The organism is Symbiopectobacterium sp. Eva_TO, from assembly GCF_053848865.1.
This window is the reverse complement of the sequence record NZ_JBSPEY010000004.1, coordinates 1,267,055-1,291,154: the sequence shown is the minus strand read 5'-3', so window position 1 is coordinate 1,291,154 and position 24,100 is coordinate 1,267,055. Positions and strand designations below refer to the sequence as shown.

16 protein-coding genes and 9 pseudogenes are annotated in these 24,100 nt (G+C 51.9%); 12 read left to right on the top strand and 13 right to left on the bottom strand.

Annotated features, from left to right (window positions below):
- Positions 1-63: 63 nt before the first annotated feature.
- Complete coding sequence (locus ACWWJF_RS08780; RefSeq protein WP_455869234.1) at positions 64-1,104, bottom strand: IS481 family transposase; 1,041 nt, start codon at positions 1,102-1,104, stop codon at positions 64-66.
- A gap of 121 nt (positions 1,105-1,225) precedes the next feature.
- A pseudogene (locus tag ACWWJF_RS08775) lies at positions 1,226-2,203 on the bottom strand (IS4 family transposase); the annotation flags it as partial.
- Positions 2,204-2,670: 467 nt separating this feature from the next.
- Here ACWWJF_RS08775 and polA point away from each other — a divergent pair.
- Together polA and ACWWJF_RS08765 are read left to right on the top strand one after the other, a co-directional pair.
- On the top strand, positions 2,671-5,463 hold the full coding sequence (gene polA / locus ACWWJF_RS08770; RefSeq protein ID WP_455869233.1) for a DNA polymerase I: 2,793 nt from the start codon (positions 2,671-2,673) through the stop codon (positions 5,461-5,463).
- A gap of 171 nt (positions 5,464-5,634) precedes the next feature.
- Positions 5,635-5,709 carry a hypothetical protein gene (locus ACWWJF_RS08765; protein ID WP_455871003.1) on the top strand — a complete coding sequence of 25 codons (75 nt, stop codon included), beginning with the start codon at positions 5,635-5,637 and terminating at the stop codon, positions 5,707-5,709.
- Between the two features lie 98 nt (positions 5,710-5,807).
- Here ACWWJF_RS08765 and yihA read toward each other — a convergent pair whose 3' ends face one another.
- Positions 5,808-6,458 (bottom strand): ribosome biogenesis GTP-binding protein YihA/YsxC, encoded by a 651-nt coding sequence (yihA, locus tag ACWWJF_RS08760; RefSeq protein WP_455869232.1) that lies wholly within the window; start codon positions 6,456-6,458, stop codon positions 5,808-5,810.
- A 254-nt stretch (positions 6,459-6,712) separates the two neighbouring features.
- Between yihA and ACWWJF_RS08755 the strand changes: the two are divergent.
- From ACWWJF_RS08755 to ACWWJF_RS08745, 3 genes and pseudogenes are all read left to right on the top strand, one after another.
- Positions 6,713-6,916, top strand: a pseudogene (locus ACWWJF_RS08755) (transposase); the annotation flags it as partial.
- Between the two features lie 69 nt (positions 6,917-6,985).
- Positions 6,986-7,102 (top strand): annotated as a pseudogene (locus tag ACWWJF_RS08750) (IS110 family transposase); the annotation flags it as partial.
- A gap of 72 nt (positions 7,103-7,174) precedes the next feature.
- Positions 7,175-8,343, top strand: a protein-coding gene (locus ACWWJF_RS08745) for an IS3 family transposase (protein WP_455869231.1) whose coding sequence is annotated in 2 segments (ribosomal slippage) — positions 7,175-7,430 and positions 7,430-8,343 — 1,170 coding nt in all. Because the reading frame shifts where the segments join, the coding sequence is not laid out codon by codon here.
- 3 nt (positions 8,344-8,346) lie between these two features.
- On the opposite strand, the gene ACWWJF_RS08740 is transcribed toward ACWWJF_RS08745, so the two are convergent.
- The gene (locus ACWWJF_RS08740; RefSeq protein ID WP_455869230.1) at positions 8,347-8,565 is read right to left on the bottom strand and encodes a DinI-like family protein; all 219 of its coding nucleotides are present in this window, start codon (positions 8,563-8,565) and stop codon (positions 8,347-8,349) included.
- Positions 8,566-8,713: 148 nt separating this feature from the next.
- On the opposite strand from ACWWJF_RS08740, the gene prfC reads away from it, so the two are divergent.
- The 4 genes and pseudogenes from prfC to ACWWJF_RS08720 form a co-directional block, all read left to right on the top strand.
- On the top strand, positions 8,714-10,303 hold the full coding sequence (prfC, locus tag ACWWJF_RS08735; RefSeq protein WP_455869229.1) for a peptide chain release factor 3: 1,590 nt from the start codon (positions 8,714-8,716) through the stop codon (positions 10,301-10,303).
- A 401-nt stretch (positions 10,304-10,704) separates the two neighbouring features.
- Positions 10,705-11,319: a molecular chaperone OsmY gene (osmY, locus tag ACWWJF_RS08730; RefSeq protein WP_455869228.1), complete on the top strand. Its 615-nt coding sequence runs from the start codon at positions 10,705-10,707 to the stop codon at positions 11,317-11,319.
- A gap of 170 nt (positions 11,320-11,489) precedes the next feature.
- Positions 11,490-11,651: a DUF1328 domain-containing protein gene (locus ACWWJF_RS08725; RefSeq protein WP_455869227.1), complete on the top strand. Its 162-nt coding sequence runs from the start codon at positions 11,490-11,492 to the stop codon at positions 11,649-11,651.
- 443 nt (positions 11,652-12,094) lie between these two features.
- Positions 12,095-12,211 (top strand): annotated as a pseudogene (locus tag ACWWJF_RS08720) (CsbD family protein); the annotation flags it as partial.
- 34 nt (positions 12,212-12,245) lie between these two features.
- Here ACWWJF_RS08720 and ACWWJF_RS08715 read toward each other — a convergent pair.
- Positions 12,246-13,453 (bottom strand): annotated as a pseudogene (locus tag ACWWJF_RS08715) (IS256 family transposase).
- A gap of 320 nt (positions 13,454-13,773) precedes the next feature.
- On the opposite strand from ACWWJF_RS08715, the gene ACWWJF_RS08710 reads away from it, so the two are divergent.
- Positions 13,774-15,105: an IS4 family transposase gene (locus ACWWJF_RS08710; RefSeq protein ID WP_455869226.1), complete on the top strand. Its 1,332-nt coding sequence runs from the start codon at positions 13,774-13,776 to the stop codon at positions 15,103-15,105.
- A gap of 729 nt (positions 15,106-15,834) precedes the next feature.
- On the opposite strand, the gene ACWWJF_RS08705 is transcribed toward ACWWJF_RS08710, so the two are convergent.
- From ACWWJF_RS08705 to ibpA, 4 genes are all read right to left on the bottom strand, one after another.
- Complete coding sequence (locus tag ACWWJF_RS08705; protein ID WP_455869225.1) at positions 15,835-17,493, bottom strand: putative transporter; 1,659 nt, start codon at positions 17,491-17,493, stop codon at positions 15,835-15,837.
- A gap of 55 nt (positions 17,494-17,548) precedes the next feature.
- A protein-coding gene (locus tag ACWWJF_RS08700; RefSeq protein ID WP_455871002.1) for an IS5 family transposase occupies positions 17,549-18,357 on the bottom strand; the annotation gives its coding sequence in 2 pieces (ribosomal slippage) (positions 17,549-18,048 and positions 18,048-18,357; 810 coding nt in all).
- A 252-nt stretch (positions 18,358-18,609) separates the two neighbouring features.
- Positions 18,610-19,065: a small heat shock chaperone IbpB gene (gene ibpB / locus ACWWJF_RS08695; protein WP_455869224.1), complete on the bottom strand. Its 456-nt coding sequence runs from the start codon at positions 19,063-19,065 to the stop codon at positions 18,610-18,612.
- Positions 19,066-19,182: 117 nt separating this feature from the next.
- On the bottom strand, positions 19,183-19,596 hold the full coding sequence (ibpA, locus tag ACWWJF_RS08690; protein ID WP_222159026.1) for a small heat shock chaperone IbpA: 414 nt from the start codon (positions 19,594-19,596) through the stop codon (positions 19,183-19,185).
- A gap of 289 nt (positions 19,597-19,885) precedes the next feature.
- Here ibpA and ACWWJF_RS08685 point away from each other — a divergent pair, with 289 nt between their 5' ends.
- Complete coding sequence (locus tag ACWWJF_RS08685; RefSeq protein WP_455871001.1) at positions 19,886-20,239, top strand: YceK/YidQ family lipoprotein; 354 nt, start codon at positions 19,886-19,888, stop codon at positions 20,237-20,239.
- A gap of 236 nt (positions 20,240-20,475) precedes the next feature.
- Here ACWWJF_RS08685 and ACWWJF_RS08680 read toward each other — a convergent pair.
- A pseudogene (locus tag ACWWJF_RS08680) lies at positions 20,476-21,321 on the bottom strand (IS5 family transposase); the annotation flags it as partial.
- 92 nt (positions 21,322-21,413) lie between these two features.
- Here ACWWJF_RS08680 and ACWWJF_RS08675 point away from each other — a divergent pair.
- Positions 21,414-21,875 (top strand): annotated as a pseudogene (locus tag ACWWJF_RS08675) (helix-turn-helix domain-containing protein); the annotation flags it as partial.
- Here the strand turns inward: ACWWJF_RS08675 and ACWWJF_RS08670 are convergent.
- The 3 genes and pseudogenes from ACWWJF_RS08670 to ACWWJF_RS08660 form a co-directional block, all read right to left on the bottom strand.
- Positions 21,780-22,262 (bottom strand): annotated as a pseudogene (locus ACWWJF_RS08670) (IS4/Tn5 family transposase DNA-binding protein); the annotation flags it as partial. The pseudogenes ACWWJF_RS08675 and ACWWJF_RS08670 overlap by 96 nt on opposite strands.
- Positions 22,263-22,490: 228 nt before the next feature.
- A complete protein-coding gene (locus tag ACWWJF_RS08665; RefSeq protein ID WP_455869223.1) occupies positions 22,491-22,814 on the bottom strand; it encodes a packaged DNA stabilization protein in 324 nt (107 codons plus the stop codon).
- A gap of 49 nt (positions 22,815-22,863) precedes the next feature.
- Positions 22,864-24,072 (bottom strand): annotated as a pseudogene (locus tag ACWWJF_RS08660) (IS256 family transposase).
- Positions 24,073-24,100: the final 28 nt, after the last annotated feature.

Below are 24,100 nucleotides of genomic sequence, written 5' to 3'. Positions count from 1 at the left end.
TCAGATGTATTAGCTCAGACCTGATCTGACAGTTACCGGTTATTTATACAGGTGTCTGTCAGATTAAATCTGGTTCAGATTTTTTTCTGCCCAGACTCGTTTACCATCAAGTAACGTGGCCATTGGCGTACGCCCGCAGCACATTTTACCCTGATGAGTTCGCTCATTATTGTAATGCCACAACCAGTTGTCCAGATCCTTTTGTAGACTTTCTAGGTCCTCGTATAACGTCTTACGGAACGCAACCTGATAAAAATCCTGCAAAATAGTTTTATGGAAGCGCTCGCAGATACCGTTTGTCTGCGGAGACATCGCTTTCGTTTTCGTATGGTCTATATCGTTGATAGCCAAGTACAGCTGATAGTCATGTTGTTCCACTTTACCGCAGTACTCCGTCCCCCTGTCCGTCAGTATTCTTAGCATTGGCAGCCCCTGAGCTTCGTAGAACGGCAGCACGCGATCATTGAGCAGGTCGGCGGCAGAGATCGGTGCTTTACTCGTGTAAAGCTTGCAGTGCGCCACTTTCGAGTACATATCCACGAACGTCTGCTGGTAGATACGGCCAACACCTTTCAGATTACCCACGTAGAAGGTGTCCTGCGACCCCAGATAACCCGGGTGAGCAGTCTCTATTTCACCACAGGCTTCGTCGTCGTGCGCCTTCTTCTCCAGTGCAGCGATTTGAGCATCAGTAAGTACGATGCCTTCTCTGGCAACTTTTTCCTCAAGTGCCTTCAGGCGCTTACGAAAGTTTTCCAGATCGTGTCGTTGCCAAATGGAGCGCACACCGCTGCCAGAAATGAAGACGCCTTTTTTACGCAGCTCATTACTGGTCCGGTGCTGGCCATGAGCCGGGAACTCAATGGCGTAATCAACAACCGCACGTTCAGTGGCTTCATCAGCACGGTTTTTCAGGTTGGGAACCCGGCGGTTTTGGTTAACCAGAGCGTCAATGCCGCCTTCTGCCGCCAGTTCCTGATAGCGATAAAACGTGTCGCGTGACACCCCCATGATTTTACAGGCTTTTGATACGTTACCGAGTTCTTCGGCGAGATTGAGCAGGCCGGCTTTGTGTTTGATGATGGGATTGTTAGTATGAAGCATGAGAGTTACCTCGTGTTTTGTATAAGGATTCGACACCCATATCAAAACCGGTAACTCTCAACCTTTCAAGGTCCAGTGTCAGATCAAGTCGCGACTAATACATATTAGTTGACCACTACACTTCGACACAGCAGCCGTTCTTCAGCACATTGAAGAACATCTCGATTTCCCATCTAGCCCGATACCAGTCGATCAGCTCCACGATATCTTCTCGTCCTTCAGGTACGCGATTGCTCAGCAACCGCCACTCGACCGGCTTCACGCCTGCTGGCGGCTCAATTTCCTTGGCTATCACACAAGTCACTGCCAACCCGCAACGCAGCGACACTCGCTTCACGCGCAGCGCCTGTTTCACCGTACGCGCCTTCTGCCCCGCGCGAGCCGCCATAACGAATTGGATTTCTCCCACCGGCACGGTCTTTCCAACCTTCTGCCAAAGCTTCTCATTACAGTCCAGACTGCGATTATGAGTCGAGCGGATCAACCAGTCAGCCGGAGTGCCAAGGTCATCAGCGAGCTGCATCAACGCCTTGATATCCGCTTCGCGATCGGCTAAGTACACCAGACGTGTGTTTGGCAACTCCGAGGCGAGTTCAGCAACTCGCTCGTATCCCTCGAGCCAGCGCGTACTCTCCTTGAGCCCATCGCGTTTTCCGTCTGCATCCTTCGGCTCTCTTGCCCACATCCACGCATCCAGTACGCCCAACCCCACGCGATCCGGACTGACCGCGTAGGTCGGATGCAGGTACAGACCACGCCTGGCTTCGTAGTTCAAGGGACCCAAGCCTTGGATTTGCTGCCCGTTGAAGTCAAGCTCGGTAGTGTCTTGGATACACAGCACAACCTCGTGTTCTCGGATCCTTTCCTGCGTACGCTGCCAGTGAGGTTGCAGAATGTCTCGCCATTCGAATGCTTGGTTCTCCATTAAGCGGTAAGCACCCAGCGTCTCAGACCATCCGAGGCACGCATGCGGAATGCTGGCTTGCGGATTCTCAGCCAGCCGTATCAAAAGCCCTTTGGCACGCTTATTGAGCCTCGTGTCACCAAGATTTACCCCTTCCAGTTCTTGGTGTGCCCAGCCATCTGAATCCCGTGTCATTTTTCAGCGCCGTAAATGGCGATAGTACACGTCGGTTTCACTTCATTTACAACCCCACCGGCTGCCTATTTCAGCCCGCTAACCCTTGGCATATAAGGCGTTGCGGACTTGTGTATAACGAGGTGAGTTATACCCTGGATATATCGTTTATCCGCTACGACAGTTTTGCCTCTGTGACGTTTAATTAGCGTTTAACTAATATCTATCCACAAAAAAAATGTTTTTTGTATTACGGGTATTTCCCGAGGACTTTTTTTATCTTGCTGAAAAAAATCCATAATATGTGAATCACTTTTTGATATAACACCAGCATCATTCTGATTTTCTCTTTCTATGCACAAAGTTATCCACAAGGCATTTGCTTTGCATGTGGCAGATTTGCGGTTTTCTGTGCGTTAACGTTCGTCTCTTGCTGTGAGCTATGGCATGCTTAGTGCCATGATGGACGACATAGGTCATGACAGAACATGGTGCAGATTCCGCAAAACCCGTTAATTTTGGTCGATGGCTCGTCGTATTTATACCGTGCCTACCACGCATTCCCTCCTTTGACGAATAACGCAGGTGAGCCGACAGGTGCCATGTATGGCGTGCTGAATATGCTGCGCAGCCTGTTGCTTCAGTTCTCTCCCAGCCATGTCGCTGTGGTGTTTGATGCCAAAGGAAAAACGTTCCGCGACGAACTGTTCGAAAACTACAAGGCGCATCGCCCACCGATGCCAGACGATCTGCGTGCGCAGATTGAGCCGCTGCACGCGATGGTGCGTGCCATGGGGTTGCCTTTGTTGGCTGTAAGCGGTGTGGAAGCGGATGACGTGATCGGTACGCTGGCGCGTCAGGCGGAAAGTGCAGGTACGCCGGTACTGATCAGCACCGGTGATAAAGATATGGCGCAACTGGTGTCACCGACGATCACGCTTATCAACACCATGAACAATACGGTGCTTGGGCCGCAGGAAGTCTGCGACAAATACGGTATTCCGCCGGAGCTGATTATCGATTTTCTGGCCCTGATGGGGGATGCATCGGATAACATTCCGGGTGTGCCGGGCGTCGGTGAAAAAACGGCTCAGGCGTTACTCCAGGGATTGGGGGGATTAGATACCCTGTACGGTAATCTGGATAAAATCGCCACGCTGTCCTTTCGCGGCGCAAAGACCATGGCGCAAAAGCTGGAACAGCATAAAGAAGCGGCATACCTCTCTTATCAACTGGCGACCATCAAAACTGACGTCGAATTGGAGCTGACCTGCACTGAGCTGACGGTGAATGAACCCTATGTGGATGCGCTGCACGGGCTGTTTAAGCGCTATGATTTCAAACGCTGGATGGCCGATGTGGAAAGCGGCACCTGGATGCAAGGTCGCAAGGGGCAATCTGCGGTTCCGCAGCCAACGCCTGCGGCACAAGCGCAGCCACAGTCGCTAGCGGAAGCAACCGTTGCCTTGAGCCGTGAAGGCTATATCACTATTCAGGATGAAGAGACCTTGCTGTCGTGGGTTGCCCGTCTACAAAAGGCAGGAGAGTTTGCGTTTGATACAGAAACGGACGGCTTGGATACGCTGAGCGCCAATCTGATTGGTATGTCGTTCGCGGTGACGCCGGGTGAAGCGGCGTATTTGCCGCTGGCGCATGATTATCTGGATGCGCCGGAGCAAATCGACAGAACTCGTGCACTGGAATTGCTTAAACCCCTGCTGGAAGACAGTGCGTTGCGCAAAATTGGGCAGAACCTGAAGTTCGATCAGGGCGTGATGAAGCGTTATGACATTGAGCTACGTGGTATTGCGTATGACACCATGGTGGAGTCTTACGTGTTAAACAGCGTGGCAGGCCGTCATGATATGGACAGCCTGGCCGAACGCTATCTGCAACATAAAACCATTTCGTTTGAAGAGATTGCGGGTAAAGGCAAGAACCAGCTTACCTTTAATCAGATTCCTGTTGAACAGGCCAGCACCTATGCCGCAGAAGATGCGGATGTCACTTTGCATTTGCATCAAACCCTGTGGGAAAAGCTGCAACAGCAAGGGGTACTGGTGAAGGTGTTCCGTGATATCGATATGCCGTTGGTGCCGGTGCTGTCACGCATTGAGCGTCAGGGGGTGCTTATTGATGCGGGCATTTTGGCGCAGCATTCTCAGGAACTGACTACACGTCTGGCCGAGCTTGAAACCGAAGTGCATGAACTGGCCGGTGAAGCGTTTAACCTTGCCTCCACTAAGCAGTTGCAGGGGATCTTATACGATAAGCTAAAGCTGCCGGTGCTAAAGAAAACGCCGAAAGGTGCCCCTTCCACCAATGAAGAAGTGTTGGAAGAGCTGGCGCATGACTATCCGCTGCCTAAACGCATTCTGGAATATCGTGGGCTGGCGAAACTGAAATCGACTTACACCGACAAGCTGCCGCTGATGATCAATCCGCTGACCCAGCGGGTGCACACGTCATACCATCAGGCGGTCACGGCGACGGGGCGTATTTCCTCCAGCGATCCCAATCTACAAAACATCCCGGTACGCAACGATGAAGGACGACGCATTCGTCAGGCGTTTATTGCCCCTGAAGGCTATCGCATCGTGGCGGCAGACTACTCTCAGATCGAGCTGCGCATTATGGCGCACCTTTCCGATGACGCTGGGCTGCTCAACGCGTTTGCCGAAGGGCTGGACATTCACCGCGCCACCGCTGCAGAAGTCTTTGGCTTGCCGCTGGAGAGCGTCACCGGAGAGCAGCGCCGCAGCGCCAAAGCCATCAACTTTGGTTTGATTTATGGCATGAGTGCTTTCGGTCTGTCACGTCAGTTGGGTATCCCCCGCGCCGAGTCGCAGCGCTATATGAACCTCTATTTCGAGCGCTATCCTGGCGTGCAGGACTACATGGAAAGAACCCGTCAGGAAGCTGCCGAGAAAGGGTACGTGCAGACGCTGGATGGGCGCCGTCTCTATTTGCCGGATATCCACTCACGCAATGCGATGAGCCGCAAGGCGGCGGAACGTGCCGCCATTAACGCCCCGATGCAGGGCACTGCCGCCGATATCATCAAGAAAGCGATGATTGCGATCGATAGTTGGCTACAGCAAGAACAGCCGCAGGTGAACATGATCATGCAGGTACACGATGAATTGGTGTTTGAAGTACATGAGTCGGTGCTGGATGCGGCAAAACAAAAGATCGCTACCCTGATGGAAGGTTGTATGTCGCTAAACGTTCCGTTACGTGTGGATGTGGGCGAAGGTAAAAACTGGGATGAGGCGCATTAATGTACAGAAAAACAGGATGTTGCAACTGAACGTTTAATGCGCATTACGTTATTCATTTCTGTAATTAAACTACAGGATTGGGTGACTTGCTCGACTTTGTGTGACCCATAGCCATTTTTTATGAAACTAAACAACAAAAAAACCTTTGTTCTGGCGAAAAAATAGGGTAGAATTAACGACGTAGGGTACAGAGGTAAGACGTTCTATATTTCAGACCTTTTACTTCACGTAATCAGATTTGGCTGAATATTAGCCGCCCCGTTCATTTCGGTGACTGGGGCGTTTTTTATTGGGCGCGAGTCAGAAAAACGCCGCAAGATCGCTAACGATCGCGGCAGTTAATCTTAATTATCGCCGTCGTCTTGCACTGAAGGACGGGTGTTGAACCACAGATCGAGTTTCTGACGCAGTTTATCCACCCCTTCTTTTTTCAAGGAGGAGAAGGCTTCAACCTGAATATCTCCGCCAAACGCGAGCACGGCTTCACGCACAGTATTCAGTTGCGCTTTGCGCGCACCGGAAGCCAGTTTATCGGATTTGGTGAGCAGAATGAGCACTGGCAGATCCACATCCACGGCCCATTCAATCATTTGCTGATCGAGATCTTTCAGCGGATGACGGATATCCATCAACACCACCAGTCCTTGCAGACAGGCACGTTTTTGCAGATATTCCCCCAGTGCTTTCTGCCATTTCCGCTTCATCTCTTCCGGAACTTCGGCATAGCCATAGCCGGGAAGGTCAACCAAACGCACGCCGTCTGTGACTTCAAACAGGTTGATAAGCTGGGTTCGTCCCGGTGTTTTACTGGTGCGCGCCAGGCTTTTTTGGTTGGTCAGCGTGTTAAGCGCGCTAGATTTTCCCGCGTTCGAGCGTCCGGCAAACGCCACTTCAATACCGCTATCGGCAGGCAGGTGACGAATATCGGGCGCGCTGGTGACAAAATGCGTCACATTGTAGTTATGCGTCACGTTTGAGTTCTGTTGTTCGGTCACAATGGTTATCTCTGTCTGGATATGGGGTTTTGGGTCTATTATACCTATAACTGACCCGAAACGCGGGGTTATCGGTCGCAGCGTGTAGCGCACAAGGCGAATTCGCCCAGTTAGCCGCACCAACCCTTTTTTATTGCTGGCCTTTCTGCTAGATTCCGCCGCAATTGTCTTCTGTTTACGGCTTTGTTGAATAAATAGAAAGTTTGGTTAATCATCGGATCAGATCACCATAGTTGTTTCAACATCAGGTCTCCATGGCAAAACAAAATTTTAAAATCACTAACTGGCCCTCCTATAACAATGCCCTCAAGCAGCGCGGTTCTCTAACCGTATGGCTAGATGAATCAGCCATTGCTGCATGGACGGAAAAAACGACTACTGAACGGCGTGGACGACCGCTCCACTACTCAGATATGGCCATCACCACAGTCCTGATGATGAAACGCGTGTTTGGCCTAATGAGATGGTCACCCCCCCACCCTGTGAGCGGTACGCTGACAGGGTGTTTCTTTATGGAGAAGGCCATCATGCAAAACGTCACGCTTATTGGTATCGATCTCGGCAAACATTCTTTTCACATTCATTGTCAGGATAAATCAGGCAAGGCATTACTGCGGAAAAAGTTTACCCGCACCAAACTCATTGTAGTGGCACACTGATACTGGCCACCTGAGCGGAGGTGATATGCTCACCTCATCAACACGACAGGTGACCTCATGGGTAAACATTTTACGGCGGAATTTAAGCTCGAAGCCGCAAAGCTGGTTGTCGACCACGGCTACACATACGTTAAGGCCGCAGAGGCGGTTAATGTCAGCCATTCTGCCATTAGTCGCTGGGTCAATAAGCTTCGCCTTGAACGACAGGGAAAAACGCCAACGGGACTTCCTCTTACCCCTGAACAGCTCGAGCTGCGTGAGATGAAGAAAAAAGTCCAATGCCTTGAAATGGAGAACGAAATCCTAAAAAAGGCTACGGCGCTCTTAATGTCGGACTCACTCAACGGTTCACGGTAGTCGACAGGCTGAGGGCGCGATACCCGGTCACGGCGTTGTGCCAAACTTTTGAGGTACATCGCAGCAGCTACAGGCACTGGCAGGCTTCCGCTAATGAACCCGACGGTGAGCGCGTGGTTAAGTGTAGCCGCGTCATGGAAGCCTGGAACGCCAGCGGCGGCTCTGCCGGCGCTCGAAGTATCGCGACCATCGTCACCGGCAGCTCCGGTGTCAAAATGGGGCGCTGGCTGGCTGGCAAGCTGATGAAGGAGCTGGGTATCGCCAGCTGCCAGCGACCGGCTCACAAATACAAACGCGGCGGCAATGAACACGTTGAAATACCGAACTATCTCAACCGCCAGTTCGCGGTTACCGCGCCGGATCAGGTCTGGTGCGGCGATGTGACCTACATCTGGACGGGCAAATGCTGGGCTTACCTTGCGGTGGTGCTAGATCTGTTCGCCCGCAAACCGGTGGGCTGGGCCATGTCGACGTCGCCGGACTCGGCGCTGACAGTTAAAGCGTTGCAGATGGCCTGGGAACTCCGGGGACAACCAACAGGAGTCATGTTCCACAGCGACCAGGGCAGCCACTATACCAGCCGTCAATACCGGCAAGCCCTGTGGCGCTGCCGGATAAAGCAGAGTATGAGTCGGCGGGGTAACTGCTGGGATAATGCGCCAATGGAGCGGTTCTTCCGCAGCCTGAAGACAGAATGGGTGCCGACAAAGGGTTACAACAGCTTCAGCGAAGCCCAGGACGCGATTATCCGCTACATCACGGGGTATTACAGCGCTATCCGGCCTCACTGGTATAACGGCGGCTTAACTCCAAACGAATCTGAGCGACTGTTCTACATACAGTCTAATGCGGTGACCAATATTAGTTGACCACTACAAATCGTCTGCCGATTCCCACGTTTCCTGAAACAGTTCACTCACCTCATCCCGATCCCCACCAAATACCGTCAACCCATCGCTACTCGCTCTACGTACCGTTAACTGACAGTCGGGGAACCTGGCTTCTAGTCGGCGGCCAAATTCCTGTTTCAGTGCTTCAGCGGCACCGTTAGGTAACTTCTTCTCTTTGCTGATTGTGACTTCGACTTTCATGGCGATCCTCCTCATCTTTGATGCAATATTTATACTGTTTATTTAGCCAGTACTCAATGATTGCTATGAAGGTTTGGTGTCAAGATGTACAATCCGTGGCATGAATTTTTCTTTTGTACATATGGTTGTACATATTTAAGGTAACGTAATGACAAATCTCTCTTATGCCGCAGAAGTAGAGCGTAGAAGAACATTTGCAATCATTTCTCACCCCGATGCCGGTAAAACCACCATTACCGAGAAGGTTCTGCTGTTCGGACAGGCCATTCAGACCGCCGGAACGGTGAAGGGGCGCGGTTCGAGCCAGCACGCTAAGTCAGACTGGATGGAGATGGAAAAGCAGCGTGGTATCTCCATCACCACTTCCGTGATGCAGTTCCCGTATCGGGAGGCGCTGGTCAATCTGCTGGATACCCCGGGGCACGAAGACTTCTCTGAAGATACCTACCGCACGTTGACGGCAGTGGACTGCTGCCTGATGGTGATCGATGCGGCAAAAGGCGTCGAAGATCGTACCCGCAAGCTGATGGAAGTAACGCGTCTGCGTGATACGCCAATCCTGACGTTCATGAACAAGCTTGACCGCGATATCCGCGATCCGATGGAGGTGTTGGATGAGGTCGAGAGTGAGCTGAAAATCGACTGTGCGCCGATCACCTGGCCGATTGGCTGCGGCAAGCTGTTCAAGGGCGTTTACCATCTGTACAAGGATGAAACCTATCTTTATCAGAGCGGTAAGGGCCACACGATCCAGGAAATGCGTATCGTCAAAGGGTTGAATAACCCGGATCTGGATAAAGCCGTCGGTGAAGATCTGGCCGCACAGCTGCGTGAAGAGCTGGAACTGGTGCAGGGCGCTTCTCATGAGTTTGAGCTGGAGGCTTTCCTGTCTGGTGCGTTGACGCCGGTGTTCTTCGGCACCGCGCTGGGCAACTTCGGTGTCGATCATATGCTGGATGGACTGGTCGCGTGGGCACCTGCGCCGATGCCGCGCAATACGGATACCCGCACCGTCACCGCGCAGGAAGAGAAATTCACTGGTTTCGTGTTCAAGATTCAGGCGAACATGGACCCGAAACACCGCGACCGCGTCGCCTTTATGCGCGTGGTGTCCGGCAAGTATGAAAAGAGCATGAAGCTGCGTCAGGTGCGTACCGGCAAGGATGTGGTCATTTCCGATGCGCTGACCTTTATGGCGGGTGACCGTTCTCATGTGGAAGAGGCATTCCCCGGCGATATCATTGGGTTGCATAACCACGGCACCATCCAGATTGGTGATACCTTTACCCAAGGTGAAGAGATGAAATTCACCGGTATCCCGAACTTTGCGCCGGAACTGTTCCGCCGTATCCGTCTGCGCGATCCGTTAAAGCAGAAACAACTGCTCAAAGGGTTGGTGCAACTCTCGGAAGAGGGGGCAGTACAGGTGTTCCGCCCACTGGCCAACAACGATTTGATTGTCGGGGCTGTGGGGGTGTTGCAGTTTGACGTGGTGGTGGCGCGCTTGAAGTCAGAGTACAACGTGGAAGCCATCTATGAATCGGTCAACGTCTCCACCGCACGTTGGGTTGAGTGTGCCGATGCGAAGAAATTTGAAGAGTTCAAGCGCAAGAATGAATTGCATCTGGCGCTCGATGGTGGCGACAACCTGGCTTATGTGGCACCGACCATGGTGAATCTGAATTTGACGCAGGAACGCTACCCAGACGTCACCTTCTTCAAAACCCGAGAGCACTAATTTTCGGCTACTGCGGCTTAGTCGGTTAAAAAACCGGCGTTTAAAAGGATTCGGGTATAGCGTCCGGCTTTTTAAACGCCGGTTTTTTTGTATTTATTTATCAACTAGTTAATCTGATTTTATTTAATTTCCTCTCGCCCTTTTTTCCCACGGACAAATCCGAAATGCCGCCGGAAAGGGACTTTTCCTCCCTATTCCGCTAGGAATCGTCGTTCCATGCACTATAGTTAATATCGCGTTAACAATTAGTGAGTTTCATTACTGGTGATAAATCATGTAGTGCGTTATATCGACTACATGATATTTGGTAACGTTAAACGCCTGTTTTTTGCTGCGTTGCATTGAGTGCCAACACCAGCGTGATTGATGTCCGCGTGGACCCTAGCAAAAGGAAATAATCGATGAAAAACATCCTTAACACAAAAACGATGATGGCTGTTGTACTGGGTACTCTGCTGACGGCGGGGAACGCACTGGCAGAAGAGACGCTGGGACAGAAAGTGCACCAGGCGGCGACAACGACGGGCGCAAAAATTGACAGTTCTCTCCAGAAAGCCTCTGGGTATATGGATGACAGCACCATCACCGCCAAGGTGAAGAGCGCTCTGATGGATGACAAAGCCATCGAGAGCGGGGACATCTCTGTCTCCACCACCAAAGGCGTGGTTACCCTGACCGGTTTTGTTCCTAGTCAGGCGGTGGCGGCACAAGCCGTCGCGGTGGCGACCAAGACCGAAGGCGTACAGTCGGTGAGTGATAAACTGCAAATCAAGGATAACGCCACCCAGTCAGTGGGTTCTTATACCGATGATGCGGTCATCACCATCAGCATCAAGGCCAAACTGTTGGCTGATAAAATTGTGCCGTCGCGCCACGTGAAAGTGGAAACCCAGGAAGGGGTGGTGCAACTGAGCGGTAACGTGAAAAACACTGCTCAGTCAGCGCGTGCAGAGAGTATCGCCAAGGCGGTATCTGGTGTGAAAAGTGTTAAAAATGATCTGACCGTCACCCATTAACGGGCCTGTTGCCCTTTAATGCTCACGTATTCGGTGGAGGGTAACCTCCGCCATCCTCAAGCCAATTAGCACTTGGTGTCGTAAGAATCAAACACAGGTGGAAACGCAGCGGTATGCGTAATTAACCTCAGGACGAGCGCCACTCACCCTCATTAAGGTAAGGAGAGCGTATGTTTCGTTGGGGCATTATTTTTCTGGTGATTGCGCTGATTGCAGCGGCGCTGGGATTCGGTGGACTGGCAGGGACCGCAGCGGGTGCGGCCAAAATTGTCTTCATTGTCGGGATCATTCTGTTTCTGGTCAATCTGTTCGCGGGACGTAAGCGACCTTAGCTATACCCGTCATACTTCAAGTTACTGGTGCGTTGGCTGCGTTTGTTATTCGGCCCATCCTTGGGCCTCATCTCTTACGAGGCCGCCGCCAGCGGCGTTCAAATCTGCTTCCGGCAGATTTGTCACCCGAATCACTTACCTGAGTAAGCTCATCGGGATGAATGAACCTCATCCCTGAGGTTCACCATAGGGGCCAGCGCAGGCGCTGTTCAAATTTGTTCCAGACAAATTTGTCCTTCACTCGCCGCTTTCCTGTAACTCGAATTATTTAGGGTATAGACGCACTCACAATCGCCGTTTATCTGAAATTTTAGTCTGCGCACGGGGTGTTAACGAAAATCAATCTGAACCATAATAAGATTGTCATCGTTACCCCGCATACTGTTTGCGATGTTTGCTGAACGTTGGTGTGATTACGGTGCGGTTTGTTCGGGAGGTTCGTGATGAATAGCGATATCGTGGTAGGTCGATGGAAGCAGTTGAGAGGGAACTTCTGGGCGCTGTGGGCCGAGTGGTTTGACAGCGATTGTGCCTGGCTGGAAAGTAACAATGATTATCTTGGACCCTGTACATGATTCTGTGTAAATGCCTTTCTCAGTAGTGACCGTCCAGGCGGTCACCGAACTCGATAATGAAACGGCTCATTGCCATACGCCAGTCCCGCAGTGGCATCGTCCATTTCTGTGAGGCCGACTGGATTGCCAGCCACACCACCTTTTTCACTGCGTCGTCAGTCGGGAACACCTTACGTTTTTTAATCGCATGCCGGATCACACTGTTCAGCGACTCGATGGCGTTGGTTGTGTCGATGACTTTGCGGATATCTGCCGGGTAAGCGAAGAACGTTGCCAGATTGCTCCAGTTCGTCTGCCAGCTCCGGCTTATCTGTGGATAGCGGCTGTCCCATGCGCTGGCGAATGCTTCCAGCACCTGCTGGCCTGCTTTTTCCGTAGCGGCCTGATAGATGGCTTTCAGGTCGCGTGTGACGGCTTTGTAGTCCTTCCAAGAGACGAACCTCAGGCTGTTGCGTACCATGTGCACGATGCACTGCTGGATGCGGGCTTCCGGATACACCGCGTTGATGGCGTCCGGGAAGCCTTTCAGACCGTCGACACAGGCGATGAGGATATCGTTCAGGCCGCGGTTTTTTAGTTCTGTCAGCACATTGAGCCAGAACTTCGCGCCCTCGTTTTCGGCCAGCCACATACCCAGCAGTTCTTTCTGGCCCTCGATGTTGATACCCAGTGCCAGGAACACGGATTTATTGATGACGCGACTGTCCTGCCGGACCTTCAGGATGATACAGTCAAGGTAAAAAATGGGATAGACTGCATCCAGTGGACGATTTTGCCATTCAGTAACCTGTTCCATCACGGCGTCGGTGACCTTCGAGACCAGCGCCGGTGAGACATCCGCGTCATACAGCTCGTTGAACGCAGACGCTATCTCGCGGGTGGTCATCCCTCTGGCGTACAGGGACAGGATTTGGTTATCCATCCCGGTGATCCGGGTCTGGTTTTTCTTCACCAGTTGTGGTTCGAAGGAGCCATCACGATCGCGCGGAGTACGTAGTTCCAGAGGGCCATCGCCGGTGGTCACGGTGTTTGTGGAATAGCCGTTGCGGGAGTTGGCCCCGGTTTGGGCTGATTTTTATCGTAGCCCAGATGGTGGGACATTTCGGCGTTGAGAGCAGCCTCAACGCTGATTTTCTTCAGCAGGCGATCGAATTGGCTGAGAGCGTCAGGGGTTTTGAGATTTTTGGCCAGTTCGTTAGCCAGAGCCTGCAACTGTTTTTCGTCCATAAATTAACCTGTTTTTGATGTTGGATTGAACATATCAAAATCAGGCAATTACACAAATTTATGTACAGGGTCGGCCGAAGCGCCTCCTCAGAGGCCAGCATCTCGTCGATGCTCCACCAGCGTTTTTGCAGCAGATTGCTTTTTTCATTATCACTCAGGTTAGGCTCTCTAATATCGCAACGGCTGACATAAACCCACCTCGTTATACACAAGTCCGCAACGCCTTATATGCCAAGGGTTAGCGGGCTGAAATAGGCAGCCGGTGGGGTTGTAAATGAAGTGAAACCGACGTGTACTATCGCCATTTACGGCGCTGAAAAATGACACGGGATTCAGATGGCTGGGCACACCAAGAACTGGAAGGGGTAAATCTTGGTGACACGAGGCTCAATAAGCGTGCCAAAGGGCTTTTGATACGGCTGGCTGAGAATCCGCAAGCCAGCATTCCGCATGCGTGCCTCGGATGGTCTGAGACGCTGGGTGCTTACCGCTTAATGGAGAACCAAGCATTCGAATGGCGAGACATTCTGCAACCTCACTGGCAGCGTACGCAGGAAAGGATCCGAGAACACGAGGTTGTGCTGTGTATCCAAGACACTACCGAGCTTGACTTCAACGGGCAGCAAATCCAAGGCTTGGGTCCCTTGAACTACGAAGCCAGGCGTGGTCTGTACCTGCATCCGACCTACGCGGTCAGTCCGGATCGCGTGGGGTTGGGCGTACTGGATGCGTGGATGTGGGCAAGAGAGCCGAAGGATGCAGACGGAAAACGCGATGGGCTCAAGGAGAGTACGCGCTGGCTCGAGGGATACGAGCGAGTTGCTGAACTCGCCTCGGAGTTGCCAAACACACGTCTGGTGTACTTAGCCGATCGCGAAGCGGATATCAAGGCGTTGATGCAGCTCGCTGATGACCTTGGCACTCCGGCTGACTGGTTGATCCGCTCGACTCATAATCGCAGTCTGGACTGTAATGAGAAGCTTTGGCAGAAGGTTGGAAAGACCGTGCCGGTGGGAGAAATCCAATTCGTTATGGCGGCTCGCGCGGGGCAGAAGGCGCGTACGGTGAAACAGGCGCTGCGCGTGAAGCGAGTGTCGCTGCGTTGCGGGTTGGCAGTGACTTGTGTGATAGCCAAGGAAATTGAGCCGCCAGCAGGCGTGAAGCCGGTCGAGTGGCGGTTGCTGAGCAATCGCGTACCTGAAGGACGAGAAGATATCGTGGAGCTGATCGACTGGTATCGGGCTAGATGGGAAATCGAGATGTTCTTCAATGTGCTGAAGAACGGCTGCTGTGTCGAAGCGTTACAGTTATCGACCGTGGATCGCATTGAGCGGGCATTGGCGCTGTTCATGATCGTGGCATGGCGCATCGCCTATTTAATGCGTATGGGACGAACCTGTCCAGAGCTGGACGCAATGTTGTTCTTTGATTCCGACGAGACTCATGGAGCTTACCTACTGATGAACAAGCGTATGCCCAAGGGCCGCCCTAAGCTAAACGAAGTATTGCGCTTAGTTGCGCAACTCGGAGGCTTTCTTGCTCGAAAAGGCGACGGTGAACCAGGCGCAAAAACTATCTGGAAAGGCTTGCAGAAAGTCATGACGGCCGCCGAAACGCTACGCGCGCTCAGGCACGAACAGAGATGTGTATAACGAGGTGGGCTGCATCCGCCTGTTTTACCAGAGGTTATGTAATTAAGGGACACAGCCTAACCTGCTATTGTTTGCAGACATAAAAACACCACGCTAGAAGATTAAAACGGAATTCGTTTTTTCCACCAAATGCAGTGCGGAGGAGCGGTGTTTCGTTATTCTTCCTTCATCACCCCGATTACCAATATCTTATTCTCTTGATTGTCATTCTAATTCGGTAATAAGGATATTTTGTAAAGCGGATACATCAGCAGCAGAAAAAAAGGCCAGAAAACAATTGGTCAGGGTATTTTTCTAGCCCCATCAAATCGTATGATTAACGTAGAACATAATAGAGTAAACGGCAGTTGAATAATCGTTATTTTACTACTAAATCGATTTAATAGTTTAAATATATTGGTCATTTAGCATGATGTATTCTGAAAAAAAGCGTGATCAATCAAAGGGTAATAAATGGAAATTAAGTTATTAGGAAAAGTGATGCGCGAAATAAGATAATAACGCGGTAAATAATACCGCGTTATTATCTCGCCTCCATCATTTTCACTTACAGGCTGGCTTTGTTGAATAAACAGATTTTATGCTACCAGCCCAGTAAAACGATTGTTTCCAGCAACGTAAAATCATGCAGTTAAGCATCATGAGAAAATGGAATGCCTGAGTTGATAAGCATTTTCTACCAAAATGGGCATAGTAAAACAGCACGATTCCCTATTATTCAACAAAGCCTTACAGGCTCCAAAATAATACCGCCAGCAGTTGAGGAGACATGATGCGCAGAAACATCGCCAGAGGATAAACCGTTGCATACGAGAGCGCAGCGGCCCCACTGGTGGCGTGCAACCCATTGGCAAAGGCGAGCGCAGGCGGATCCGTCATTGAAACTGCTAACATCCCACACAACGTCAGGTAATTCATTTTCCCGAGCGTTCGTGCCAACACGCCGACGATTAACAGTGGGATGATGGTGATACAGGCACCGTAGGCTACCCACCAGATGCCTTCGCCGTACAGCAAGGTATCAAAAAAATCACCGCCCGATTTTAACCCCACCACGGAAAGAAACAGCACAATACCCAATTCGCGCAACGCCAGGTTCGCACTGGGCGGCATAAACCAATAGAGTTTCCCAATGCCACCGATTCGCCCGAGGATCAGAGCCACCACCAAAGGCCCTCCGGCTAATCCAAGCCGCAGAGCAACGGGAAAACCGGGAATAAACAGGGGCACCGAACCTACCAGCACGCGAAGACCAATGCCGATGAACACCGGCAGCATTTGCACCTGCTGTAGCTTCTGCTGGGCGTTGCCAACAATATCCGCCACCGCATCGATGGCCGCCTTGCGTCCCACCAGGTTAAGAATATCGCCAAACTGCAAGGTAGCATTATTGCTGGCGACCAATTCAACACCGGCACGATTGAGTCGCGAGATCACCACGTCATAATTCTGCTTCAGATTCAACTCACGAATTTTTCGCCCAAGCACCTTGTCATGAGTCACGACCACACGTTCTACGTGCAGATCCGTGCCGCGCGTGGAGAGCGACGTATCGACTTCATCGCCCATCACCAGACGGGCCTGATCCAAATCATGCCGGGCACCCACCAGATGCAGATAATCGCCCAATTGAATTAAGGTAGCGGGCGCGGGCACCATCAGCGTATCGCCGCGTTTCAGGCGGGAACAGACAATCGCATCGCTATTGAGCATCGGCACATCCTGAATGGCCAGCCCCTGCAAGTTCGGGTTGTTCACCTTGATGTTCATGGTTTGCAGCTGCTCATGGTGATGGCCGTTACTGTTATCAAATTGCCTGGCTTCCGCCTCAACCATGATGCGAAACCCCACGCGCAGCAGCCACATCACCAGCAAAATGCCACAGATGCTTAGCGGATAGGCCATCGCATAACCCGTGCCCATCAGGGTAACCTGCGCCGGATTAGAGCCTAAATCGGTCAGGATCTGCTGCCCGGCTCCCAGAGACGGCGTGTTGGTCACCGCACCGGAGAAAATCCCCAGAATAATCGGTAACGGAACGGCAAACAGCTTATGAATGATGATGGTGACAATACAGCCCAACAGCACGGTCAGTAGCGCGAAGCCGTTTAGCCGCAGACCGGAAACGCGTAATGAAGAGAAGAAGCCGGGACCCACCTGAATACCGATGGTGTAGACAAACAGGATCAGTCCAAACTCCTGAATGAAGTGCAGCATGTCGTTGTTGAGGGCGAACTGGAAGTATTGGGCAAAATGCCCTACCACAATGCCACCGAACAGCACGCCGCCAATGCCCAACCCAACGCCGTAGATACGCCAATTGCCTATCCACAACCCCAATACTGCTACTAACGCCAGCATACTCACGGTCAGTACGATATCACTCATAGCCGTATCCTTGTGCAGCCGTCTTTCGCTTGAAAATCAGTCTAGGCTGTGTCCCTTAATTACATAACCTCTGGTAAAACAGGCGGATGCAGCCCAGTTTCAACATTGCCAGATAATTCCTCTCCGTTTTGTCGTAACGTGTCGCAATGCGACGGTATTCTTTCAGACGGCCAAAGCACCGCCCAACAACGTTCCGATTGCGGTAGGCGTTACGATCGAGCTTTGAACGACCATCCACCGCCATTTTTTCAGTGGATTTTCGGGGGATGACAGTTTTTATACCTCTGTTTTTCAGCTCGTTACGTAATACATGCCCGGAGTACGCCTTGTCAGCGAGTACCGCATGACCACGGCGTTTCATACTGCCGTTCTGGCGTTGAACACCAATACCGTCCAAAAGACGTAGTGCAAACTGACTTTCATGAGCCTGACCGGGGCTCAACACGATGTTTAACGGAAGACCACTTCCGTCTGTAGCCATATGGATTTTGGTGCCAAAACCACCTCGAGAGCGACCCAGCCCATTATCTCCGGTGATATCGGGATGTTTTTTTGAGCACCGGCAGCACATTTCAGCGCCCTGATACTGCTACCATCCAGCGCAGTCGCTGACCAGTCCACGAGGCCATGGGCATCAAGTGATGAAAGTAACTTATTGAAAATAATGTTAATGACTCCCGATTTTGACCATCGGTTAAAGCGGTTATAAACGGTTTTCCATGGGCCGTATCGCTCAGGTAAATCACGCCATGGGGCACCAGAGCACAGCCCCCAGAACATGCCATTGATAATCATGCGATGCTCAGCCCATGGGCGTCCGGCCTGTGGTGTTGCTGGTTCAGCAGGGAGTAAGGGCTGGATGATAGCCCATGCTTCATCGGGAAGGTCGTAGCGAGCCGTAGTTCAAAATGATGTAGAAACAAACAGTTAGTATAACTCATGGGATTAAGGGACACAGCCTAGACCTACGCGACAAAAGCGCCACTGACAGGCAGTCTGGCAGAAGGGGAAGCGAGAATCCGTGCCTTTCAGCACAAATCCTTATGGGTGATAGGGAAATAAAAATCCCCGGCAAAACCGGGGATGGGTAACAGACTCACCGCGTTATTTTGCGGATTAAGCATCGCTGGCCGATTCAGGCGCGTGCGTCAACTCAGGGCGGTTGCCGCCAATGGCGATACGCTGCGGTTGCAGTTCTGCCGGTACTTCACGCACCAGATCAATATGCAGCAAACCGAGTTCAAATTTCGCCTCGGAGACAGACAGGTGCTCCGCCAGCGTAAAGCTCAGGGTGAACGGTTTAAACGCCAGCCCCTGATGCAGATATTCCACTTTCTTCTCCGGCAGCGTCGGCGTACCGCTTACCGTCAGGCGTGGCCCTTCCACTTCGATCGCGAGTTCGCTTTGCTGAAACCCGGCCAGGGCCAGCGTGATACGATAGTGGTTATCGTCTTTTTTCTCAATGTTGTAGGGAGGAAACTCAACGGCCTCCTGACTGCCCTGCATTGAGCTGGCCAATTTGTCAAAACCGATCCACTGACGCAGCAGCGGTGATAAATCATAGTTACGCATAATGTGACTCCTTCTTTGAAGCGATAGTGTGACTTCAGAGGAGCAGGCAGGCTCCACCGAATTCGCCCCCTAACGGCGGGCGGGCGTTAAAACTGGGTGTTAAACGTTAACGTCGTCTTACTTGATATCAATACGGCGCGGCTTCATCGTTTCCGGCACCACGCGCGCCAGGTCGATGTACAACAAGCCATGTTCCAGATTGGCACCAGTAATTTGAATGTGCTCAGCCAGTTGGAACTTACGCTCAAAATTGCGCTCGGCAATGCCCTGATAGAGATAGTTACGTGTTACCGGCTCACCGCCGTGTGCGCCTTTCACAATCAGCAAATTGTCATGAGCGGTAATCTCCAACTCATGCTCGGCAAAACCCGCGACAGCGATGGCAATGCGGTAATGGTTGTCATCCACCAGTTCAACATTGTAGGGAGGATACCCTCCGTTACCCTGACTTTGTCCGGCTTCCAGCAGATTAAACAAACGATCGAAACCGATGGCGGAACGATACAGGGGAGAAAAATCGAAATTGCGCATTACAGCCTCCTAAACATTCAGCGAGGATTGATATGAGCCTTCTTTGATAGACAGGCCCTACACCCCATCGACTACCCTGTCGGCGTAGCGTCATAATCTGGGGCTACAATAAAGATGGGGACCGGGCTCAAACTTTCAAGGCCGCGATCGAAGCAATTTTTCCTTTTCCGAAAAATTTATCGGAAAATGAAGTACTACCACCACAGCACAAAACATGACATATTACTTAGAGCCCGTTATACCGTGGCAAGGCCTGGCGTAAGCCGACCATTTCTCAATGGACAGCGATATGAAAGTACTGAGACGTACCGCACTCTCTTTGTTGATAGCAGGAAGCGGGCTGGCGCTTACTGGCGGTTGTTCCAGCGTGATGACGCACACCGGTCCCCATCAGGGTTACTATTCCGGTACGCGTGCCAATATGGACGCCCTGCACAGTGAAGATGCCAGTTGGGCCATGACGCCACTGGTGATCCTCGATATGCCGTTTTCTGCCGTTATGGATACCTTGCTGCTGCCTTATGACTATTCTCGCTCGGGCCAAGAAAAGCCGGACGATTCGTTACGCGCACGTATCCACCACGATGAACCACTCCCCATCATCCCCGCAAGTACAGTGCAATCCAGCACTGCGCATCCGTAGCCTGTTTGCCATACGGTCTCAAATAGACCGGTTTTTGAAAGACATACCTTTATTTATCAGCATAATAGCGCCGTTATTTCGGGGGCATGTTGCCACCTGAACATCTATGGATGTGAAGTTAATGAAGCTAGACAGTCTTTCCCGCATGTTCCACGTCAGTAAAGAGGAATTTATACCCCACTCGCGGCTTTGTTGAATAAATCAGAACTTGTAACGACTGTGCCCCAGGTCGATTGTTACGTGATGCGAATACTGTTCGGCATTCCTAATAGCGTGATCCGGTTAAGCGCTTTGACCATCGCCATGGCTTCACCCACCTGAGCATCGTAGTCACGCAGACTTAGATGACCACCCAGAAGCGTTTTGAACCGGAACATGGCCGTTTCAGCCACTGAGCGTCGGTGATAGCCCACTTTCTTTTTCCAGGTATCGTTGCTGCCGCTCAGGCGCTGATTTGCAACAGCGTGGTTACGCTCGTGGTAGTGGTCCGGCCAATATTGCGCCCCCCTTCGCGGCGGGATAAGCGGCCTTATTTTCTTCCTCAGCAGAGCATCATGGCAGTAACCTGTATCGTAAGCGCCGTCAGCCGATGCCTCTCTGATTTTCCGGTGGGTCTGGTTTATCAGTGCCGGTAGAGCCTGGGCATCAGTCGTACCACTGAGCGACAAATCCGCACAGATAATCTCATGCGTCGCACTGTCTACTGCCAGATGCAGCTTACGCCACACCCTGCGTCTGTCGGCACCATGCTGCCGGACTTTCCATTCGCCTTCGCCAAAGACCTTCAGGCCGGTTCCATCAATGACCAGATGTGAGATTTCACCACGGGTTGGCGTTTTTATGCTGATGTTCACTGTCTTTGCTCGCTTGCTGAGCAGCGAATAGTCTGGACAATGCAGCGACAATTTAATCAGTTTAAAAATCGAGTCAACAAAACCCTGTAAAGCCCTCAATGAAAGGCCAAACACGCGTTTCATCATCAGGACTGTGGTGATGGCCATATATGAGTAGTGGAGCGGTCGTCCACGCCGTTCAGTAGTCGTTTTTTCCGTCCATGCAGCAATGGCTGATTCATCTAAATAACTGTTCCGAATAGTAGATCACCTGAAGGGAACTCAGTCCGAGTAGAGCGATCTGATCAATAAAGATCCCAAATCATCAACCGGACTGAGCGATGTCGAGCATAGCACCGATACCCCGTAACGAACGACGCCTGATGAAGAAAACTCTCCATAAAACGCGTGACAAGAATCACGCCCGCAGGCTGACCGCCATCCTGATGTTGCACCGGGGCGAGCGCGTGAGCGATGTCGCCAGAATGCTTTGCTGCGCCCGTTCGTCAATCGGCAGATGGATTAACTGGCTCACCCTGTACGGCATTGAAGGCCTCAAATCTCTGCGGCCCGGTCGTGGCCGTCGCTGGCCGTTTGAACAGATCTGCGCACTGTTAATCCAGCTCGTAAAGCGTTCCCCTCATGATTTTGGCTATCAGCGTTCGCGCTGGAGCACGGAACTACTAGCGATAAAAATCAATGAGATAACCGGTTGCCAGTTGCATGCTTCCACGGTGCGCCGTTGGCGGCCTTCTGCCGGTCTGGTTTGCCCACATCCACGCATCCAGTACGCCCAACCCCACGCGATCCGGACTGACCGCGTAGGTCGGATGCAGGTACAGACCACGCCTGGCTTCGTAGTTCAAGGGACCCAAGCCTTGGATTTGCTGCCCGTTGAAGTCAAGCTCGGTAGTGTCTTGGATACACAGCACAACCTCGTGTTCTCGGATCCTTTCCTGCGTACGCTGCCAGTGAGGTTGCAGAATGTCTCGCCATTCGAATGCTTGGTTCTCCATGAAGCGGTAAGCACCCAGCGTCTCAGACCATCCGAGGCACGCATGCGGAATGCTGGCTTGCGGATTCTCAGCCAGCCGTATCAAAAGCCCTTTGGCACGCTTATTGAGCCTCGTGTCACCAAGATTTACCCCTTCCAGTTCTTGGTGTGCCCAGCCATCTGAATCCCGTGTCATTTTTCAGCGCCGTAAATGGCGATAGTACACGTCGGTTTCACTTCATTTACAACCCCACCGGCTGCCTATTTCAGCCCGCTAACCCTTGGCATATAAGGCGTTGCGGACTTGTGTATAACGCATATCGTTATACACATCTTTCTAACGCACTGTTTAATCAATGAGTTACGGGTTTATCTCAGAGTGGCATTTTGAACCTCAAAAAGCCAATGGGATGGCTTGAATGCCTTAATTCACGGGGTTCTGAGCATCCTGTTCAAAAAATGGCCAAAAGATGTGTATAACGATATGGTGTATAACGAGGTGGGCTGAACCACCTGCACTGACAGATGCATCGTAAACCAGGGTATGACGGGGAAGGTGGATGATTAAAAGCACATGCGACTTAAACGTCAGTGATTCCATGAACGCCGTTGCCAGTTCATCTGCGGTATAACCCAGCAATACAGCATCCACGCTGGCAGTGGACAGAGGCTGGGCTTTCCCGATATTCATAAGCCATACGGACGGAGGTCCGGATGAGGCCCCGCTGATAAACGCATAGCTGTTCATGAAACGCGTCTTGCAGGACCCTGTACATGATTCTGTGTAAATGCCTTTCTCAGTAGTGACCGTCCAGGCGGTCACCGAACTCGATAATAAAACGGCTCATTGCCATACGCCAGTCCCGCAGTGGCATCGTCCATTTCTGTTAGGCCGACTGGATTGCCAGCCACACCACCTTTTTCACTGCGTCGTCAGTCGGGAACACCTTGCGTTTTTTAATCGCATGCCTGATCACACTGTTCAGCGACTCGATGGCGTTGGTTGTGTCGATGACTTTGCGGATATCTGCCGGGTAAGCGAAGAACGTTGCCAGATTGCTCCAGTTCGTCTGCCAGCTCCGGCTTATCTGTGGATAGCGGCTGTCCCATGCGCTGGCGAATGCTTCCAGCCCCTGCTGGCCTGCTTCTTCCGTAGCGGCCTGATAGATGGCTTTCAGGTCGCGTGTGACGGCTTTGTAGTCCTTCCAAGAGACGAACCTCAGGCTGTTGCGTACCATGTGCACGATGCTCAGCTGGATGCGGGCTTCCGGATACACCGCGTTGATGGCGTCCGGGAAGCCTTTCAGACCGTCGACACAGGCGATGAGGATATCGTTCAGGCCGCGGTTTTTTAGTTCTGTCAGCACATTGAGCCAGAACTTCGCGCCCTCGTTTTCGGCCAGCCACATACCCAGCAGTTCTTTCTGGCCCTCGATGTTGATACCCAGTGCCAGGAACACGGATTTATTGATGACGCGACTGGCCTGCCGGACCTTCAGGATGATACAGTCAAGGTAAACAATGGGATAGACTGCATCCAGTGGACGATTTTGCCATTCAGTAACCTGTTCCATCACGGCGTCGGTGACCTTCGAGACCAGCGCCGGTGAGACATCCGCGTCATACAGCTCGTTGAACGCAGACGCTATCTCGCGGGTGGTCATCCCTCTGGCGTACAGGGACAGGATTTGGTTATCCATCCCGGTGATCCGGGTCTGGTTTTTCTTCACCAGTTATGATTCGAAGGAGCCATCACGATCGCGCGGAGTACGTAGTGCCAGAGGGCCATCGCCGGTGGTCACGGTGTTTGTGGAATAGCCGTTGCGGGAGTTGGCCCCCGGTTTGGGCTGATTTTTATCGTAGCCCAGATGGTGGGACATTTCGGCGTTGAGAGCAGCCTCAACGCTGATTTTCTTCAGCAGGCGATCGAATTGGCTGAGAGCGTCAGGGGTTTTGAGATTTTTGGCCAGTTCGTTAGCCAGAGCCTGCAACTGTTTTTCGTCCATAAATTAACCTGTTTTTGATGTTGGATTG